Origin of the sequence: Shinella zoogloeoides (assembly GCF_022682305.1) — a bacterium.
GTDB lineage: Bacteria > Pseudomonadota > Alphaproteobacteria > Rhizobiales > Rhizobiaceae > Shinella > Shinella zoogloeoides_B.
Window position 1 is genome coordinate 965,069 of sequence record NZ_CP093528.1, and the last position, 18,465, is coordinate 983,533.

An 18,465-nucleotide genomic window follows, 5' to 3' on the forward strand; every position below is an offset into this window, starting at 1 on the left:
TGTCTTTCTTTAAAGCCCGCGCGTGCGCAGCCACGCATCGGTGAGCGTGCGGAAACGGCCGGCCATGTCGACGATCGCCGCCTCGTCGTCCATCCTGCCGGCCATCCACGCCCGCGCCGCATCGGCGAAGATCGTGCGGCCCACGGCAAAACCTTTGACAGCCGGAGCCACCTTCGTCGCTTCAAAAGCCCTGACCAGTTCCTCCGCCGGCGCTTCGAGGCCGAGCAGCACGATACCACGGCAATAGGCATCGTTTTTCGCAATCACCGCCTCGATGTTCCGCCATGCCTCGGCGGAAGCCTGCGGCTCCAGCTTCCACCAGTCCGGCCTGATGCCGAGGTCGTAAAGCTCCTGCAACGCCGTCGAGACCGTATCGTCCTTCAGCGGCCCGTTCTTGCCGGTGATGATCTCGACCAGCAGTTCGCGCCCGACGCGGCGCGCGGCCTCGAAAAGTGTGCGCAGCTTCTCCTGCTGCTCCTGCTTGAGCGCGGCCGGATCATCGGGATGGTAGAAGCAAAGGCACTTGATGCAATGGTCGAGCGGCCATTCCACGAGCTGCGAGCCGATATCCTGGCTGAACTCGAAGCGCAGCGGCTTGGAGCCGGGCAGCTCGACCGGCCGGCCGAGCCACGAGAAATTCTTGGTGGCGGCATCGAAGAAGGCCTCGCGGCCGAAGCGCTCGTCGATCAGCATGCCATAGCCCGGCCGCCCCTCGGCGACGCGCGCGGCCGCTTCTACAGTGAGGCGCTTGAACTGCGAAATCCGCTCATGCGGCACGCCGAGTTCGTCCGCGACGTCGACAAGCTGCATGCGGTGGTCGCAGGCGAGCGCCATCAGCAGCGGAATGCCGCCCGCCTTGCGGTTCGTCGCCCAGTGAATGTGGTTGATCGCCTCGTCCTTGCGCAGCGCCCGGTGTTTGCTGCCGTTCTTCAGGAAGAATTGCAGCTCCTCCCAGCTCGGATATTCCGGCGAGCAGAGCAGGCGCGAGACGGCGAACGCGCCGCAGGCATTGGCCCAGGTGGCGGAGGTCGCGTGATCCTTGCCCGTCAGCCAGCCGCGCAGGAAGCCGGACATGAAGGCGTCGCCCGCGCCGAGCACATTATAGACCTCGATGGGAAAGCCCTGTCCGACCACGCCGTCTTCCAGATCGTCGGAGATCGGCCCGTCATAGACGATGCAGCCCATCGCGCCGCGCTTGAGAACGATGGTGGCGGCGGAAACCGCGCGGATCGCCTTCAGCGAGGACAGCACGTCGTCCGCACCCGAGGCGATCATGATCTCCTCCTCGGTGCCGACGATGAGGTCGCAATCCGGCAGCACGGATTTCAGGATGGCGGAGACACGGTCGGACTTTACATAGCGCTCGAAACCCTCGGCATGGCCGGCAAGGCCCCAGAGGTTCGGGCGATAGTCGATGTCGAAGATCACCTTGCCGCCGCTCTGCTTCGCGACACGGATCGCCTTGCGCTGCGCGGCCTCGGTGTTGGGGCGGGAGAAATGCGTGCCTGACACGAGCACGGCGCGCGAGGAGCGCACGAAGGTCTCGTCCACGTCGCTCTCGTCGAGCGCCATGTCGGCGCAGTCCGTGCGCACGAAGATCATCGGCGAGACGCCCTCGGATTCGATGGCGAGCAGCACGAGCGCCGTCAGCCGTTCCCTGTCGGTGCCGATTCCCTCGACATTCACGCCCTCGCGCGCCGATTGCTCGCGGATGAAGCGACCCATCTGTTCGTTGCCGACGCGCGTGATGAGCGCGGACTTCAGGCCGAGGCGCGCGGTGCCGATGGCGATATTGGCCGGGCAGCCACCGACGGACTTGGCGAAGGACGCCGTGTCTTCCAGGCGCGTGCCGAGCTGCTGGCCGTAAAGATCGACGGACGAACGGCCGATGGTGATGACGTCGAGCGTCTTCGTCTGTTCGTCATGGGGCATGTCTTCCTCCCGGTCGTGTGGCGTCATGGCGGGAAAATGAAACATGAATTCCATTATTCTGTCAATTCGGAATATTCATTCCGTTTTGGTTGTGCGCTTCAGGCTGCGGCGGCGCTCCGCTATGGCGACAGGCAGGGCCATGGCGAGCGCCATGGAGGCGGAGAGGGAGCGGAAGCCGGCGTAATCGGCCTCGGACACCTCGATCCAGTGGGTGGCGGTGGCGGCGAGGGGAGAGAAGACCGAATCGGTGATGGCGACGATCGGCACGCCCCGCCCGGCCAGTTCCTGCGCCTGCGCCAGGCTTTCGGCAGCATAGGGCGCGAAGCTGGCGGCGATCACGGCGTCCCTGTCCGTCGCGAATTGCGCGATCTCCGGGTCGATGCCGTTCGGCGAGGCGATGATCTGGTGGCGGATGCCGAGCTTGCCGAAGGCATAGGCGATATGCGCGGTCAGCGGATAGGAGCGGCGCTTGGCCACGAGATAGATGGTCTCAGCGCGGGCAAGCAAGTCGACGGATCTGGAGAAGGCTTCACCGTCGATGGCGCTGGCGAGCCGTGCGACGGACTGGCTGGCGGCGGCCAGGAAGCCGGACAGCAACTCCGTATCGCTGTTGGCCGCCGGTCCCGCTTCCAGCGAAAGCAGGCGCTCCTCGTAGGAAAGCGTGCGATCCCGCAGCCGGGCGCGAAAAACGCTCTGCAGGTCGGAAAACCCCTCATAGCCGAGGTGATGGGCAAGACGCACCAGCGTGGAGGGCTGCACATCGGCCGCCGTCGCAATGCTCGCGGCGGTTCCGAAGGCCATCTCGTCCGGGTTGGAGAGCGCATAGGCCGCGACCTGCGCCAGCCGTTTCGGCATCGTCTCCTTGCGCTCGATGATCACGCCGCGCAGGCTGTCGAAATCACGGGGACCGCGCGCCGGGGCGGCTTCGCTGCTGCTCATGGACCTGTCCTCCCTGTTGCGGCCGATCTCGCGTGGCGAAATGAATATTCCAAATTTCAGGAAAAGATAGTTTCGGTTCCAGATCTTTCCTCCACGGGGCAGCGGGGAGGGTGGTGCGCTGACCAAAAAATCCGGCCGGTCCTACATTGAAACGCCCCATGCCATACGTAATACTCTCGGCAATAATGCCGGAGGGAAGGGCATGTTCAAGCGAATGCAGAAACGTTGGGCGCCGGTCTTCTTCGTGTCTGTCGCTGTCGTCGTGTTCAATGCGGGCGCCGCTGAGGCGAAACGCGTTGCGCTGCTGATCGGCAACCAGAAATACGAAGAGACGGCCCAGCTCAATAATCCTGCGAACGACGTGGAGCTGATGCGCGCCTCGTTCAAGGAGGCGGGTTTCGACAGCGTCAAGACCGTGTTCGATCTCGACCGCGGCGCCATGGTGCGGGCGCTGCGCGAGTTCGAGGACGAGGCGGTGGATGCGGAAATGGCGGTGGTCTACTATTCCGGCCACGCCATGGAGATGAACGGGATCAATTACCTCATCCCCGTCGATGCGGCGCTGAAGAGCGACCGCGACGTGGAGGACGAGAGCGTCGCCATCGACCGCGTGCAGCGCTCGCTGGAGGGCGCCAAGAAGCTGAAGCTCTTCATTCTCGATGCCTGCCGCAACAATCCCTTCGCCCAGTCGATGACGCGCTCGATCGGCACCCGCGCCGTCGCGCGCGGCCTTGCCCGCGTCGAGCCGGAATCGGCCGATACGCTGATCGCCTTCGCCTCCAAGGCCGGCACGGTGGCGCTGGACGGGGAGGGCAGGAACAGTCCCTTCGCCACCGCGCTCTCCAAATACCTCACCGAACCCGGCCTCGATGTGCGCATTGCGCTCGGCAAGGTGCGCGACGAGGTGGTGGAAGCCACCAACCGTGAGCAGGAGCCCTTCGTCTACGGTTCGCTCGGCGGCGCGCAGATCTTCCTGAACATCAAGGAAGTGAACATCAACATCACCAACAGCGGCAACACGCAGGAAGTCTCGCCGAACGGCCAGTCGGAAGCGGCGGCCGACTGGCAGAACATCCGCGACCTCGCCGACGAGGACCTGATCAACGCCTTCATCGTCAAGCACGGCAAGGACCCGGTCTACAAGATGCTGGCGGAAAAGAAGCTCGCCAGCCTCAAGGAAGCCACGCAGAACGAGGGACAGGATGCGGCAAGCATCGCCTGGGAGGCCCTGAAGGAATCGACCGATGCCGCCGCCCTCCAGCGCTTCATCGAGCGCTATCCGGACAGCCGGCACCGCAGCGACGCCGAACACCTCATCGCCGCGCTGGAGCCGAAGAAGGGCCTCAGCGTCGATGTCGCCTCCAAGGAAACGGCCGCCTCGCGTGATTGCTTCCTGCTTGCCGGCGAACCGCAGTCGCTGCCCGGCTTCATGGGCGTCAATTTCCTGAAGATCGACGCCAAGCGGGCGCTCACCGCCTGCGCGCAGGCCGTCAACGAGAACCCCTCCGACGGCATGCTCGTGAACCTGCTCGGCCGCGCGCACGATGCCGACCGCAACTATGTCGAAGCCCGCCGCACCTATGAGAAGGCGATCGAGCTGGGCAACATGTATGCGCTCACCAACCTCGCCTGGTTCTCGATCTATGGCACGGACAGTCCCGTCGACGTGGCGAAGGGCCTGTCGATGTTCGAGAAGGGCGCGATTGCCGGCAACTCCTATGCCCAGGCTTCGCTCGGCTGGATCTACCGCGAAGGCTATGGCGGCACGCGCCAGGACTATGACGAGGCGGTGAAGTGGTATCAGCAGTCGGCCAACCAGGGCTATGCCAATGCCATGGCGACGATGGGCTGGTTCCATCGCGAAGGCCTCGGCGTCTCGCAGGATTATGTCCAGTCGCTCGCCTGGTATCGCAAGGCGGCCGATGCGGGTGACGCCAACGCCATGTCCTCGCTCGGCTGGGCCTACCAGAATGGTCTCGGCACGCCGCAGAACTATGCCGAGGCCAAGGTCTGGTACGAGAAGGCCGCCAATATCGGCGATTCCTACTCCATGGCCTCGCTCGCCTGGCTCTATGACGTCGGCAACGGCGTGAAGCAGGATTATGTGGAAGCCCGCTACTGGTATGAAAAGGCCGCCAATGCCGGCAGCGCCTATGCCATGGGCAACCTCTCCCGCCTCTACGATCAGGGCCTCGGCACGCCGGCCGACGCGAAGGAGGCCGTCCGCTGGGCCGCCGCCAGCATCGAGAGCGGCGATCCCAACAAGCTGAAGGAGCTGAAGGACACGCCCGGCAACTTCACCGTTGCCTTCCGTCAGGAAATGCAGAACCTCCTGCGCGAGCGCGGCTATTACAGCGGCGCGTCGGATGGCGAATTCGGTGCGGCGACGCTGGCGGCAATCGACAAGCTCGCCACCGGCCGCAACGATAGCGCGTCGCTGTCGACGACGACGACCACCACCGGCCAGTCCGCGGTCGTCCTCAGCGGTTCGGATGCCGAGCAATGCTACGAGCTTGCCGGAGAACCGAATGTGCGCCCGGGCTTCGTCGGCAAGCTCTTCGCGCAAATCGATTACGGTCGCGCGATTCCGGTTTGCGAAGCGGCGCTCGCCGCCAGCCCGTCGGACAATTCGATCCGCAACATGCTGGGCCGTGCCCATGACGCCGCGCGCAATTATCCGAAGGCGCGCGAGAACTACCAGAAGGCTGCTGACGAGGGGAACCTCTACGCCCTGACGAACCTGGCCTGGTACTCGATCTACGGCACGGACGGCGCGGCCGACATGGCCAAGGGCACCCGCATGTTCGAGCAGGCCGCCAATGCCGGCAACGCCTATGCCCAGGCCTCGCTCGCCTGGCTCTACCGCGAAGGCTACAACGGCACGCGCAAGGACTATGGCGAAGCCTTCAAGTGGTACAGCAAGGCGGCCGAGCAGGGCTATGCCAATGCCCAGGCCAGCGTGGGCTGGCTCTACCGCGAGGGCCTCGGCACGGCGCGCGACTACAACCTCTCGCTCGACTGGTACAAGAAGGGCGCGGCAGGCGGCGATATCAACGCCATGTCCTCGGTCGGCTACGCCTATCAGTCCGGCCTCGGCGTCGCGGTCGATTACGCCGAGGCGCGCAAATGGTACGAGATGGCCGCCGCGCAGAACGATTACTATTCGATGGCCTCCATCGGCTGGCTCTACGACGCCGGCAACGGCGTGAAGCAGGACTATGCCCAGGCCCGCGACTGGTACGAGAAGGCGGCCAATGGCGGCAACACCTACGCCATGGGTAACCTCTCCCGCCTCTACGACCAGGGCCTCGGCACCCGCGCCAACGCCCGGGAGGCCGCCCGCTGGGCCGCCGCCAGCATCGAGGGCGGCGATCAGGCCAAGCTGCAGGAGCTCAAGGGCGCGCCGGCGAACTTCACGCCGCAGTTCCGCAAGGAGTTCCAGCAGCTTCTCAAGTCCCGCGGCTACTACGACGGCCCCATCGACGGCGACTTCGGCGCCTCGACGCAAAACGCGATCGACCGTCTCGCCTCCCGCACCTGAGTCGGGAACACGAAAGCGAAACCGCCGGAAACGATCTCGTTTCCGGCGGTTTCATTTTGCTCCGGGCGTGCGGCGCGGTCCTGCTATTCGGGGTAGGTTTCGACGCTGTCCGGCGTCGGACTGTTGAAGAGGACCATGATCAGGGGATTGCCCGGCTCGGCCATTGCATCGGTGCGCAACCCCATGACCTCTCCGGCTATCTCGCATGTATACTCGGCGACCACGTCACCGAAGCCGTTGCGCTGGATGGCGACCTTCTGTCCAGCCTCGACCTTGTCGTTGAGTTTGACCAGATACTCGACGATCCCGCCCTTCGTCGCCAGGACGGGAAACCCGCTGTTGCCGATGAAGACGGTGACGTCCTTGGCCGTGCGACCCATCGGGCCGGCAACGATGCCATAGTGCTTGAGGACGTTCATCGTGCCTTCCACGAACAACGGGATCATCCCGGTATCGAGCACGCGGGCCGCGCCGACCTCCGGCGTTATGGCAGGGATGCCCACGTCGATGAAGGCATTGTGCAGCACGGTCGGATAGGCCTGTTTCGGCATGTTGAAGATCTGGCCGACGGGATAGAGGTCCAGCATCGCCTTGACCTCGGGCCGGTCGACCTCGCCGATGTTGAAGGCGGTGACCTCGACCCCGGTCGTGCCGGTGTGGAAATCGATTGCGGCGTCGGCATTCGGCCGTAGCAGCCGGTTGAACAGCAGACCGGCATGACGGCTCGTCGCCGTCAGGCCGTTCTCGTTCCCGGGCCATTCCCGGTTCATGTCGATCAGGTCGATGCCTCTGCCCTGATTGGGCCATCGGCGCTGCATGCCTTCCAGGGCCGGGCGGGAAATGTCGGTGACCGCCATGACCGTACCCGACATCTCTGACGGATCGAGCTGATTCATCACGGTCAGGACCGTTTGGATGGAACTCATCTCGTCGCCATGCACTCCGCTTGTCAGGACGACCCGTTTGCCCGGCTTCGCACCCCTGGCGACGATTACCGATACATTCCAGTGGTGCCCCGTGGGCGTTTCCACGCCCTGGAAATAGAGACGATGCGTCCTGCCCGGCTCCAGATCGTTCACGTCGAGCGCGCTGACGACTTTTTTCCCGTCGATGACGTCGCCGGTATAGACGGTTCCCGATCCCGGGCTTGCGGAGGCGGTCGCCTCCTCCTGCGCATTCGCGGCGCCGGCGCTGCCGAGAAGGGCCGCCGATGCGCCCACGGTTGCAATGGATGCGATCATGAAGTCGCGGCGATCGAGACGGTCCATGGTTTCCTCCGACATGATGGGCCTCTGTCACTATGAGGCGCGGGGCGTGCGATGGTGGGCGCTTCGGTGTCGAGCACCGCGCATATTCGCCCGGCCTGTTTCCGAGACCTGGACATTGCCCAACTTTATAGACGCCATCAATGGGGCTGCCCTGAGGCAGGCCAGCCGACATGAGTTCGTGCGATAATTGGTGGAAACTGGCGGGCCGAAGACGATGAAACTGAGAACTACGTCTACGCTATAGCCCTCCAAAATGATTGATGAAAGCGGACCCGGCGCGAGAGCGCCGGGACTTTTGCGGGCGGCCCTCCGGCTCACTACGGCGCAATGGGGGAGCGCGTTCGCCTCCGGGCCGGTGCGGCTATCGCCGCGTAGTGCGACACCTCCTGTCAGGGGGGATACGGGAGAACGAGATGCGCGGCATACCGATCCTCCCCACCATCCTCATCCGATGCCCTCTCGTTCTCTTGTTCGATAGATCGCTCACACGCCAGCAGCTTGAACAATGAAATGTAGGATGGCGTAGAGTGAAAGTGATTGTGAAGGCCCGCTGCTTGGATAGAGAGACGTGGCGGCATAGGGAGACCGAAAACAAGTTGGCAAAAACACGAACCCGAGGAAGGCCGACAACGGCTCTTGCAGGCGCGATTGCCGAACAGATCGTCGTTCAAGCCCTAAAGAGCTTCCGACGTGCCGGCTTCGAAGCGACGACGATCGATCATGTCGCCATCGCCTGCCGGGTTTCCAAGCATACGATCTATCGCCGGTTTCCGACCAAACGCGACCTCTTTGTGGCGGCCCTCGACTATGATCGACAGGGCTTCCTCGCCCGCTTGAACGGGCTGGAGATCGAGACCGAGAGCACTTTGGAGCGACTGCGGCGCACCTGTCTCGAACTGTTCGAACTCGTCGTCTCGCCCGGCAACACCGATCTTTATCGCGCCTGTATCGGCGCGGCGCCCAGGCATCCCGAGATCGGCGCTCATTTCCGGGAAAGCGAGCGGCGCATTCAGGATGTGATTGAGCCTCTGGTCCAGCAGGCCCAGGACGAGAAACTTCTGATCGAGGGCGACTCCCGCCGCCTCACTCGCCAGCTCTATTACGCAACGATCGGTGAGGTTTGGCTTCACGCTCTTTTGGGCAGCGAGCAGGCAGACGACGAGACGACACGCGAGACCATCTTCAACGACAATTGGGCAATGTTCATCGCCGCCTTCGGCAAGCCAGCCAACCGTCTGTCACCATAAAAGCACGGCACCGTGCTTTTTAATGGACTTCGCTTCCTCCCCGCATAAAATGGCGCGCAAATCGCGCCGTAGGGGAGGTTTTACGATGTCGTCACCTGTTGCGCCCGCCGCGAATGCCGGCTGGCCACATATCGTCTTTGCCATCCTCATGGTGCCGATCGGGCTTTTTCTTCTCGTCGGGGGCGTATGGCTCATCGCGCTTGGTGGCTCCTGGTATTATCTCGCGACCGGACTTGCCTGCCTGGGTTCCGGCTATCTGCTCTATCGCGGCAGGATGCTGGGCATCTGGCTCTATACGGCCATGCTGCTGTGGACTCTTATGTGGTCCTTTCTTGAAGTCGGCCTCGATTTTTGGGGCGTGTTCCCGCGCATTGCGGGGCCTGCCGTGTTGGGGTTGTGGCTCGCGCTGCCGATGGTCTGGCGCCCGTTGTTGACCCGCGCCGCAGGCACGCGCGCGTTCGCGGTGGCGAAGCGGGGACGCTTTTCCCGACCGACACGGCTCGCGGTTCTAGGCAGCTTGGCGGTCGTGCTGGCCGGCGCAGGCGTGATGGTCAGCCGGACCTTGCTGGCGCCATCCGCTACGGATGTTCATGCGTCTGGTGCTGTCTCGACGGACAGGCCGGCGGGCCTGAACACGCCTGATGGCGCGGAGGTCGCGAATCCAGTGCCGGGCGCCGACGATTGGAGCGATTGGGGCCGAACAGCCAGCGGCGACCGTTTCATTCCATTTGAGCAGATCACGACGGCCAACGTTGCGAACCTCGAAATCGCATGGACCTATCGAACCGGGGGCGCGGGGCCGAACCAGGCCACACCCTTGCAGATCAACGACACGCTCTATTTCTGCACCCGCGACAACATCGTCGTGGCGCTCGACGCCGAGACCGGCTCCGAACGCTGGCAATATAATCCGGTGCTGGGTCCGCTCGCGAATGGCGGCGGCTGCCGGGGCGTCTCCTTCCATCGTCAGGACACGACGCCCGCCGATGGACAATGCCAGTCACGGATCATCACGACGACACGCGACGCTCGCCTGATCGCCGTCGATGCTCGCGATGGTCGGCCCTGCGTCGGCTTCGGGGTGGATGGCGAGATCGACCTGCGGTCAGGGATGGGTGAGGACGTGTTGGGCTACCAACACAACACGTCGCCCGCTCTCGTGGTCGGCAACGTGGCCGTCGTCGGCTCGGCGATCCATGACGGTCAGTCGGTGGATGAGCCTTCTGGCGTGATTCGCGCCTACAACGCCGTCAGCGGGGCCTTTCTGTGGGCGTGGGACATGGGCCGCCCCGGCGTCAATACCGAGCCCGGTCCCGGCGAGACCTACACGCGCGGCACACCCAATGTCTGGAGCCTGATGAGCGCCGATCCCGACCTGGGGATGATCTATCTGCCGCTCGGCAATGCCACGCCTGACTATTACGGCGGCCATCGCACACCAGAGATGGAGAAATACGCATCGTCCGTCGTCGCGCTACGGGTCGCGGACGGGTCCGTCGCCTGGTATTTCCAGACGGTTCACCACGACATTTGGGACCTCGACGTAGCCTCTCAGCCGGTGCTGATCGATTTCCCCACCGAAAACGGGCCGGTGCCCGCCGTCCTCCAGGCGACCAAACGCGGTCAGTTCTTCGTGTTCAATCGCGCGACGGGCGAGCCGCTGATCGATGTCGAGGAACGGCCGGTGCCGCAGGGCGCGGTCGAAGGCGACTTCACCGCACCCACGCAGCCCTATCCGAGCGGCATGCCACACGTCGCTGGCGAACGGCTGCGCGAGGCCGACATGTGGGGCCTTACCCCGCTCGACCAGTTGATGTGCCGCATCGTGTTCAAACAATCCCGATACGAAGGCGAATTCACACCGCCGTCCTTGCAAGGGTCCATCCTCTATCCGGGCTTCTTCGGCGGTTCGAATTGGGGAAGCGTCTCCATCGACACCAAACGCAACATCATGCTGGCATCGAGCCAACGCCTCGCCCAACTCGTCACTCTCTATCCGCGCGACCATCCGATCGCTGCCGGAATCGAGGCGACGGGTCCGGATGGTCGCCCCCTGATCCACCAGGGGGAAGCATCGCCGCAACATGGCGTGCCCTACGTAGCGACCAATGGGGGCTTCATGTCGCCGATCGGCGTTCCCTGCCAGCGACCGCCCTATGGCATGATGACGGCGATCGACCTCGACACGCGCACCGTGCTTTGGGAAAGGCCACTCGGCACCACCCGCAACAGTGGACCATTCGGCTTGGCCATCGGCCTGCCGCTGGAAATGGGCGTCCCCGTCAACGGTGGCTCGCTGGTGACGGCCAGCGGCCTCACTTTCCATGCCGGTTCGCAGGACGGCTACCTGCGCGCCTTCAATACCGAGACGGGCGACGAGGTATGGCGCTCGGCGTTGCCGGTCGGCTCTCAGGCGACGCCGATGAGCTACATCTCGCCGGAAAGCGGTGAGCAGTTCATCGTCGTCACAGCGGGCGGTGCGATGGGGATCGCGCAGACGGGTGATTATGTCGTCGCTTACAGGCTGCGCCGCTCATGAGACGTTCCGGGGAGCGGCAAGCGGTTCCCCGAGCAGTTCACACCACTCGAACAACCTATCGGGAGCTTTGCGATGTCGGTGATACGGGAAATCGGCGAGATCATGCAGTTGGGCTACGTGCCGGCTGATTTCGATGCCACGCTCGAATTCTGGATAAAGACGATGGGAGCCGGCCCATTCTATGTGATGCAGGGACGACTCGCCGAGACATCCAGCCATCGCGGCAAGGACTCGAACCCGGACCTGACGATCGCGCTCGGCTATTGGGACGACATGCAGATCGAGATCGTGCGGCAGAATGACGACACCCCCAGCCTCTATCGGGAGTGGCGGGAGGCCGATGGCCAGGGCTTGCACCACATTTGCGTGCTGACCGACGACATGGACCGCGCCAGGACGATCATGACGGCGGCGGGAGCGGAGATCATCTTCGAAGGCTCTGCCATCGGCGCCGCATGGTTCTATGCCGACACTGGCGGCGGTCCCGGCACGATGGTCGAGGTTTCGCGTCAATCGCAACAGTCGGCCGCGTTGATGGCGATGATACGGGACGCGAGCCGTGCGTGGGACGGATCGGACCCTATCCGGTTCCTATAGAACCGGCTTCCCGGCCGTTTTGGCGTGTTTGGACCTGAGAGATCGGACTTCGATATCGGCCGCTCAGCACCAGCTTCGTCGGGTATACCAACCCCAGCAAACGCGGGTCTCAATCGAAGGTCTGGATGGAAAGGGATTTGAGCACCTGTTCGTGCTGGTCCCGGCTGAGCGTGATGTCGGTGTAGGAGGAAAGATCGGTCAACTGGAAACCTTCGATCTGCGCCCTCGCGAGATTGGCCCCGTCCAGATTGGAGCGGAGAAACCGCGCATTGTTGAGGTTGGAGGAAAAGAAGCTCGCATTCGCGCAGTTGCTTTCCGAGAAATCGCAGTCGCGCAGATCGCAGTGCTCGAATATGCAGTCGCGATAGTCGCCGGGACCGAACGCGCTGAACATCATGGCGCAATGAGAGAAGGTCACAGCTCCGATACGCCGCCTAGCGGGGCGATAGACTTCGGCCGAAAACTTAATCCCGACAGCCTTGCATTCGACGAACCGCGCTCGAAACGCGGCTCCGCCGGCCATGGTGTTGTGGCTGAGATTGCACTTCTTGAATTCGACATCCGCCAGGTTCGCTTGCACCCATCGGCTGCCGCTGTCTTCCGCGTCGCCGCAAAAGGCGCAGTCGGTGAACACGGCATCCTGAAAGCTGCATCCACGGAAACTGCAATTGACGAAACTCGAATTCGAGATGCGGGCGGCGTTGAAATTGCAATCGATGAACGAGCACTTACTGAAGTTCACCTCGTGAAGATGATACTCGGAAATATCGACGCCTTCGAACGTGACATCCTCTGTCGGCTCGGTTCGCCGTATCGCCTCTTCGAACTCCATGGTCAGTGAACCCGCAAGCCCATTTCGGCAAGGAGAGCCCCGGCCTGGTCGCGCGAGATCGTCGCTCCCTTGAACTTGCGAGCATCATCGAGCCGAATGCCGCCCAGGTCCGCGCCGCGCAAATCCGCGCCCTCGAAACGGGCATCCACGAGATTGGCTTCCCTGAGACTTGAATCGAAAAAGATGGCCTCCCGGAAATCGCATTTGGCGAGGTCGGCCAAACTGAAATCCACCCGCTCGATCTCCACCTTGCGGAACGAAACACCCGGAAGGCGTGCCGCCGACAGAGTGGTTTCCTTGAAGACGACGGCGGTGGTGCGCGCTCTGGTGAAGTCGGCGCCAGTGAGTTTGCACCCGATGAAGTTCGCCTGGGTGACGGTCGCCCCTCCGAACTTGCCATTGTTGAAATCGCACTTCTCGATGGTCGCCTCAGCGAGCCTCGCCGCCGTGAAATCGACGAACGCTCCCCGGCAACTGACGAACTTGGCCTCTTCAAGCGTGGCGCTGGTGAAATTGGCGCGCTTCAGGATGCAATCCGCAAAGTGCCAACCCGTCATGTCGATGTTGGAAAGGTCGGCCTCTTCCAACTCGCAGTTCACGAGACGTATTGGTCGCCTCTCGGCAGCCAGGGCCGCGATCTCGGCGCGGGAAGGCGCGCCGCCGTCAACCGTCTTGAGCGTCGCGTCGGGCGCTGAATGTGTCGTCATGAGAAAGACCCGCTGGAGATGTCGGTGAGGATTCGATATGCTAATCAATACGAACATATTTATTGAAACGAGGCAAGCGTGAGCCGGGCCAAGACAATTGACGAGAACACGATCCTCGACGCGGCAGAGGCAGTCATTCGGGAAGACGGAGCGGCGGGCCTGACCATCGAGGCGGTGGCAAGGAAAGCCGGCGTATCGGTCGGTGGGCTGCAATTACTCGTTCCGCTCGAAAGACGCTCTCATCGCCGGCATGTTCGAACGATGGGGCCGTGAGTATGAAGCCGACCTGACTTCCCTCTATCCCAAACCTGTCAATGCCCTTGATGAAGCGCGCCGGGATATCGTGGTCGGCTTCAAGCAAAGCGTAACCGCGAAGAAGAAAGCGGCCAGCATCATTGCGGCGCTTCTGCGCTCACCTGAGCATTTGGCCCCCGTGAAAAGATGGTATCAAAGCCGCCTGAGCGGGATCGACATGGCTACGGAGGAAGGCAGGAAAGCACGTCTGGCTTTTCTGGCAGCCGAAGGCGCGTTCATGCTTCGGTTTATGGGGCTGCGCGAAATTCAGGACACGGAGTGGCAAGAAATAATGGATGACGTATTGGCGCTGCTGGAATAAATGCCGCAGCGACGAAGAAAACTTGCTTTCTGAGTTTTCCTGACTTCGAACCCAAAGTCGGTTTGAATCATCCCAGCATTCCATTCGGTTGTCATTCTGCCCGCCCGCTCTGCTTCGGCCGATTGGCTTGGGAGCGCTGCCCCCCGGCGCGGCGCAAGAGACCAAGCCGGTTTCCCCGGCCTTCCTCCACTTCGTTCCTCGCTCCGTGCAGGCTGGGTGATCCCCCTCCGGCCTGGTCTCTTGCTCCTTGCACCCCCCGGTCTCGGCGACGGCCAGAAGGTCAGGCGCGGCACACCGCTTCGCTGACCTTCAGACCCAAAGGAATAGAGACATGACCGGCAACGCCAAAGCCCCCCGCAACGTGATTTTCAATGCCGATTGCATCAACGTAATGCAGGCTTTTGACACCGGCACGGTAGATTTCATCCTGACCGATCCGCCCTATGTGACACGCTTCCGCGATCGGCGGGGCCGCACCGTCGCCAATGACGATAACGGCCGTTGGCTCCGCCCTGCCTTCCGGCAGATGCACCGCGTTTTGAAGGACGGCGGCTTTGCGGTTTCCTTCTACGGTTGGAACAAGGTCGATTTGTTCATGGACGCATGGAAGGCGGCAGGCTTCCGCGTCGTCGGGCATCTTGTGTTCCGCAAGCGTTATGCGTCGTCGGCCCGCTTCCTTCGCTATGAGCACGAGCAAGCCTATTTGCTGGCGAAGGGTAATCCGGCCCGGCCCGCGCGTCCTATCCCCGATGTGCTTGACTTCCCCTATACCGGGAACCGGCTGCATCCGACGCAGAAGCCGGTCGAGGCGCTGGCCCCGTTGATCGAGGCTTTCACACGGCCGGGCGACCTTGTGCTGGACCCGTTTTGCGGCAGCGGTTCGACACTCGCGGCAGCTCACCAGCTTGGCCGGGATTGGACCGGCATCGAACTAGAAAACGGACACTATCGCACCGCTGGCAAGCGGCTTGCCGCGCAGCAACATCAACGTGCGGCTGCATAGGCCACACACATCCTACGCGATGAGACTGCCGACCGGAACGCCAGCCGGCGGCAGGACTCGCTAGTGTCGCGCGCTCGCCGTTCTTTGCGCGGCTCGCGGAATCACAGAGACTATGTTAAGAAGAAAACAACCAATAATGATCGGTTTAGCCGCTCAACATATCTGTCTTGAGCGGCTTCTATTACTTCTACCAATCTTTGAACCTCTCTAGTCCGGGCGTTGCCCTGCACGTCCGGCTTTGGGAGGTGACGCCATGCTACCAAGCATCGATTGGCGTTCACCGGCGGCATACAGGCATGCGAAGCACATTCCGGCCGCCGGTTTCGCCTGGGAATATCTACGCCGCAATGACGAGTATCGTCATGACTTCCACACCATCGCGCTGACCGGGCGGCCGAGCGACCGCGCGCTTGAAGCGTTCGCGCATCGCTGGGGCTTGCGATTTCCCGTGCGACCCCGACGCGCCGCATGACCGGCAACCGCCGTTCTGGAGTCCGAGCCTTCAACCGCAAGCGGTGATGCTGTCGCCGGTCGATCACAACGACAGCGACACCGAACCGACATTGACGCTAGCGCATCTCGACGGCCTCGATCTGCGCCGCGCAGCCGATGGCTGGCATGGTATCTGGCGGGCGGATGGCGTCGCGCATCAATTCTGGCTGCCCGAGACGGTGCCGGACGCAGCCGCGTTTTACGCCGTCACGCTGCCGATGGACTCCTTTCTGGAGCTTCGCGCTCACGCCGCCCGCCGTTTTTGGCGATCACTCGACGGCCGTGTGCCCGGTCCCGATTTTCGAGCGGTCCCCGCCCAGCTCCGGCAATGGCATATCCTGTCGTTGCGCGCGCTCGACGCGCGGCTGCGCGGCGAGAGCTATCGCATCATCGCCGAAGTCCTGCTTGCCTTTCGCGGCTCCAAGGAGGATTTCGAGAACGACCCGCGCAAGAACAAGGCCCGCCGCCTGGTCGCGCATGGCATCAAGATGATGCGGGGCGGCTATCGCTTGCTGCTCCACTATCCGATCAAGCCCGGCAAGCGGTGATGCAACTGCGTATCGGGAAACCTCTAGGATTTCCGCGAAAGCCACTTGTAAACTGCCCGCCCGCGCTCAGAAAGCCGATAGCCGCTTTGTAGGCTTTCGGTCAGGCCGAGTTTCCAAGCCTGCGCCGCGCTTTGCGAAGACTATCGCCTGTTGGCAGCGGCCTGTTCCAAAATCTTCCGATAGCCCTCACGCGAAAGCCATTGCGCACGTTCGAGGTGGCTTTGCCAGCACCGGCGCGTTCGAAGTTCCTCGGCGGCCGGATCGCGGTGCAGGACGATAAGCGCGACTTCCTTCCAGTCCGCGCCTTCCGCCTTGGCATCCAGTAAACGCAAATACGTCACGAAGTGCCGCTCGTCATAGGTTGTGATGTCGTCGCCTGTCGGCGCCTCATCATCCACGCCAGGATCAAGTTCGACTGGCACTCGCATGGCCATTCCCCGGTTTCCGAGAAGGTTTGTCTGCGGTGCGCCCCCGCAAACGATTCTCTCTGACTCTTGGTGATCGGGGAGTTCGAAACCGTCACGAAACGGCCCCGTGGCCTTTAGGCGGGTAGCCCTGGACATGCGCCACGGGCTCCCCGACCATAAGGTCAAGGAGTGTGGTGCCGTCATGGCCAGCACCAGCCATTCGTGAGGGGTTTCGACGCCCCAGAGCAGCGCGTCTGCTCCGCGTCCAGTCTTACCCGACCCGCGCATGAATGTCTTCGCCAATTCGGCGCAACAAGCAATGACGTGCTGAAACTCTTCATCTTTTCAGCTTGCTGCCGGTGCCTATGGGGTGCCGCCAGCGCATAGGCGCAAATGCGGCACGCTACGCGCCGCCGATCCCTCGCCATGGTTCGCCACAGCCCGCTGTCGTCACCGACAGCCGCATCCTGACGAACCGGAGGTGATCCATGGCCAACCCGCTGGCGGGCCTGCCGCCACGACTTTTGCGCACGAAGGAGGCCGCGCGCTTCCTTGGCATTTCCATCCGCACCCTTGAGAAACATCGCACCTACGGGACCGGCCCGACCTATCGCAAGATCGGCGGGCGCGTCCTCTATGCGGTTGAGGACTTGCAAGCCTGGACTGCAATCGGCGCGCGGAAATCCACCCGCGACGAGACCGCCGGCCGCGTCTTTCCGGCCCGTCCGCTGACCCCCGATGAGCGAGGCGAACAGTGAGTCGTCGTGCGCATCGCGGTGAGAATGGACCCGCGCCTTTCACCACATTGGTCGAGCTAACCTTCGAGAAACGCAAGGTCGAGCATTGGATACGCTTCGGCCGTAAGAGCTACGAACAGATCATCGACCGTCGCCGAAGTGTCGTCGGCTTTGCTCCGAACAGCATCTTCGCCTTCGTCCGTTGGGAGTCGGGCGAGCACGGCACGGTTGTTTCGCGCATCGACATTGTGCGCGCCAGTGGACGGGGAGAACCGTTCCAGACATTGCCCTTCGTCCGCCCCGGCGGCGAAATCCTGTTGCGGCTCGACGGCTGGCCGAAGGTGCAGCGCGCGCTTGCAGCCATCGACGCCGTGGATGCGCTCGGCCTCGATCCGGCCGACGCCTCGCCGGATCACTGGCGGCACGTCCACAACCGTTTGACCGCCAATCTGGAGCCGCACGCCTACACGCCCGAGCGACATGCCGCTTGGCTTCATCGCCGAAGGATTGAGCCATGACGCGCCGCCGCACCCTTAAAGCGACGGCGTTGGCGGTGCTCGGCATCGCGGCTGCCAGCGCGGTCGAGACGCCGACGAAACTCATATGGAACGCCACCGCCAGCGCGCCAGTCGGGTTCTATACCGTCGAGTCAGCCGACCGGCTCGACGTGCCCGAGCTGGTCGCCGTCATGCCGCCCGAACCGCTCGCCGGCTTCATGGTCGAGCGCGGCTATATCGCGCAAGGCGTCCCGCTCTTGAAGCGCGTGCTCGGCCTGCCGGGACAGCGGGTTTGTCGCTTGCGATCCACGATCACGGTTGACGGGATCGAGATGGGCGAGGCGCTGGAGCGCGACAGCCTCGGCCGCGATCTGCCCGTCTGGCAGGGCTGCCGCGTCATCGGCGGCGACCAGCTTTTCCTCATGAATTGGGAAGTCCGCGACAGCCTCGACGGCCGTTACTTCGGACCCGTCCCCGCAGCTTCCGTCATTGGCCGAGCGGTCCCGCTCTGGACCGACGAGGAAGGCGTCGGCCGCTACGAGTGGCGCGCGCCGACGCACTGA

General features: G+C 63.2%; 18 protein-coding genes. 12 read left to right on the forward strand and 6 right to left on the reverse strand.

Annotated features, from left to right (window positions below; genetic code table 11):
- Positions 1 to 9: 9 nt before the first annotated feature.
- A complete protein-coding gene (locus tag MOE34_RS04855) occupies positions 10 to 1,932 on the reverse strand; it encodes a bifunctional 5-dehydro-2-deoxygluconokinase/5-dehydro-2-deoxyphosphogluconate aldolase (RefSeq protein WP_242221543.1) in 1,923 nt (640 codons plus the stop codon).
- Positions 1,933 to 2,007: 75 nt separating this feature from the next.
- Complete coding sequence (locus tag MOE34_RS04860; RefSeq protein WP_242221545.1) at positions 2,008 to 2,871, reverse strand: MurR/RpiR family transcriptional regulator; 864 nt, start codon at positions 2,869 to 2,871, stop codon at positions 2,008 to 2,010.
- A 202-nt stretch (positions 2,872 to 3,073) separates the two neighbouring features.
- Between MOE34_RS04860 and MOE34_RS04865 the strand changes: the two genes are divergently transcribed.
- Positions 3,074 to 6,412 carry a caspase family protein gene (locus MOE34_RS04865; RefSeq protein ID WP_242221547.1) on the forward strand — a complete coding sequence of 1,113 codons (3,339 nt, stop codon included), beginning with the start codon at positions 3,074 to 3,076 and terminating at the stop codon, positions 6,410 to 6,412.
- 83 nt (positions 6,413 to 6,495) lie between these two features.
- On the opposite strand, the gene MOE34_RS04870 is transcribed toward MOE34_RS04865, so the two are convergent.
- Complete coding sequence (locus MOE34_RS04870) at positions 6,496 to 7,695, reverse strand: succinylglutamate desuccinylase/aspartoacylase family protein (protein ID WP_242221549.1); 1,200 nt, start codon at positions 7,693 to 7,695, stop codon at positions 6,496 to 6,498.
- Positions 7,696 to 8,207: 512 nt separating this feature from the next.
- Here MOE34_RS04870 and MOE34_RS04875 point away from each other — a divergent pair.
- From MOE34_RS04875 to MOE34_RS04885, 3 genes are all read left to right on the forward strand, one after another.
- Positions 8,208 to 8,927: a TetR/AcrR family transcriptional regulator gene (locus MOE34_RS04875; RefSeq protein WP_242221550.1), complete on the forward strand. Its 720-nt coding sequence runs from the start codon at positions 8,208 to 8,210 to the stop codon at positions 8,925 to 8,927.
- A gap of 85 nt (positions 8,928 to 9,012) precedes the next feature.
- Positions 9,013 to 11,466 carry a membrane-bound PQQ-dependent dehydrogenase, glucose/quinate/shikimate family gene (locus MOE34_RS04880; RefSeq protein WP_242221551.1) on the forward strand — a complete coding sequence of 818 codons (2,454 nt, stop codon included), beginning with the start codon at positions 9,013 to 9,015 and terminating at the stop codon, positions 11,464 to 11,466.
- A 72-nt stretch (positions 11,467 to 11,538) separates the two neighbouring features.
- Complete coding sequence (locus tag MOE34_RS04885; RefSeq protein WP_242221552.1) at positions 11,539 to 12,063, forward strand: VOC family protein; 525 nt, start codon at positions 11,539 to 11,541, stop codon at positions 12,061 to 12,063.
- Between the two features lie 109 nt (positions 12,064 to 12,172).
- Here the strand turns inward: MOE34_RS04885 and MOE34_RS04890 are convergent, their stop codons facing one another.
- Positions 12,173 to 12,895: a pentapeptide repeat-containing protein gene (locus tag MOE34_RS04890; RefSeq protein ID WP_242221554.1), complete on the reverse strand. Its 723-nt coding sequence runs from the start codon at positions 12,893 to 12,895 to the stop codon at positions 12,173 to 12,175.
- A 2-nt stretch (positions 12,896 to 12,897) separates the two neighbouring features.
- Positions 12,898 to 13,659 carry a pentapeptide repeat-containing protein gene (locus MOE34_RS04895; protein ID WP_347342750.1) on the reverse strand — a complete coding sequence of 254 codons (762 nt, stop codon included), beginning with the start codon at positions 13,657 to 13,659 and terminating at the stop codon, positions 12,898 to 12,900.
- A gap of 21 nt (positions 13,660 to 13,680) precedes the next feature.
- Between MOE34_RS04895 and MOE34_RS04900 the strand changes: the two genes are divergently transcribed.
- The 5 genes from MOE34_RS04900 (at position 13,681) to MOE34_RS04920 (ending at position 16,261) form a co-directional block, all read left to right on the forward strand.
- Entirely contained in the window at positions 13,681 to 13,875 is a 195-nt protein-coding gene (locus MOE34_RS04900) for a helix-turn-helix domain-containing protein (RefSeq protein WP_242221556.1), read from the forward strand.
- On the forward strand, positions 13,805 to 14,218 hold the full coding sequence (locus tag MOE34_RS04905) for a TetR/AcrR family transcriptional regulator (RefSeq protein WP_242221558.1): 414 nt from the start codon (positions 13,805 to 13,807) through the stop codon (positions 14,216 to 14,218). Before MOE34_RS04900 ends, MOE34_RS04905 begins: the two co-directional genes overlap by 71 nt.
- Before the next feature lie 331 nt (positions 14,219 to 14,549).
- Positions 14,550 to 15,221 (forward strand): DNA methyltransferase, encoded by a 672-nt coding sequence (locus MOE34_RS04910; RefSeq protein WP_258124732.1) that lies wholly within the window; start codon positions 14,550 to 14,552, stop codon positions 15,219 to 15,221.
- Between the two features lie 253 nt (positions 15,222 to 15,474).
- Entirely contained in the window at positions 15,475 to 15,693 is a 219-nt protein-coding gene (locus MOE34_RS04915) for a transcriptional regulator domain-containing protein (protein WP_242221560.1), read from the forward strand.
- Complete coding sequence (locus MOE34_RS04920) at positions 15,632 to 16,261, forward strand: DUF2285 domain-containing protein (RefSeq protein ID WP_431522414.1); 630 nt, start codon at positions 15,632 to 15,634, stop codon at positions 16,259 to 16,261. Before MOE34_RS04915 ends, MOE34_RS04920 begins: the two co-directional genes overlap by 62 nt.
- A gap of 140 nt (positions 16,262 to 16,401) precedes the next feature.
- On the opposite strand, the gene MOE34_RS04925 is transcribed toward MOE34_RS04920, so the two are convergent.
- Positions 16,402 to 16,689: a DNA -binding domain-containing protein gene (locus tag MOE34_RS04925; RefSeq protein ID WP_242223825.1), complete on the reverse strand. Its 288-nt coding sequence runs from the start codon at positions 16,687 to 16,689 to the stop codon at positions 16,402 to 16,404.
- A 467-nt stretch (positions 16,690 to 17,156) separates the two neighbouring features.
- Between MOE34_RS04925 and MOE34_RS04930 the strand changes: the two genes are divergently transcribed.
- The 3 genes from MOE34_RS04930 to MOE34_RS04940 are packed head-to-tail and all read left to right on the forward strand — an operon-like array spanning position 17,157 to position 18,465.
- Positions 17,157 to 17,426, forward strand: coding sequence for a helix-turn-helix transcriptional regulator (locus MOE34_RS04930; protein ID WP_242221562.1), 270 nt, complete (start codon positions 17,157 to 17,159; stop codon positions 17,424 to 17,426).
- Positions 17,423 to 17,923, forward strand: a complete 501-nt coding sequence (locus MOE34_RS04935; RefSeq protein ID WP_242221564.1) for a DUF2840 domain-containing protein — start codon at positions 17,423 to 17,425, stop codon at positions 17,921 to 17,923. The genes MOE34_RS04930 and MOE34_RS04935 overlap by 4 nt, the downstream gene beginning before the upstream one ends.
- Positions 17,920 to 18,465, forward strand: a complete 546-nt coding sequence (locus MOE34_RS04940; protein ID WP_242221567.1) for a S26 family signal peptidase — start codon at positions 17,920 to 17,922, stop codon at positions 18,463 to 18,465. Before MOE34_RS04935 ends, MOE34_RS04940 begins: the two co-directional genes overlap by 4 nt.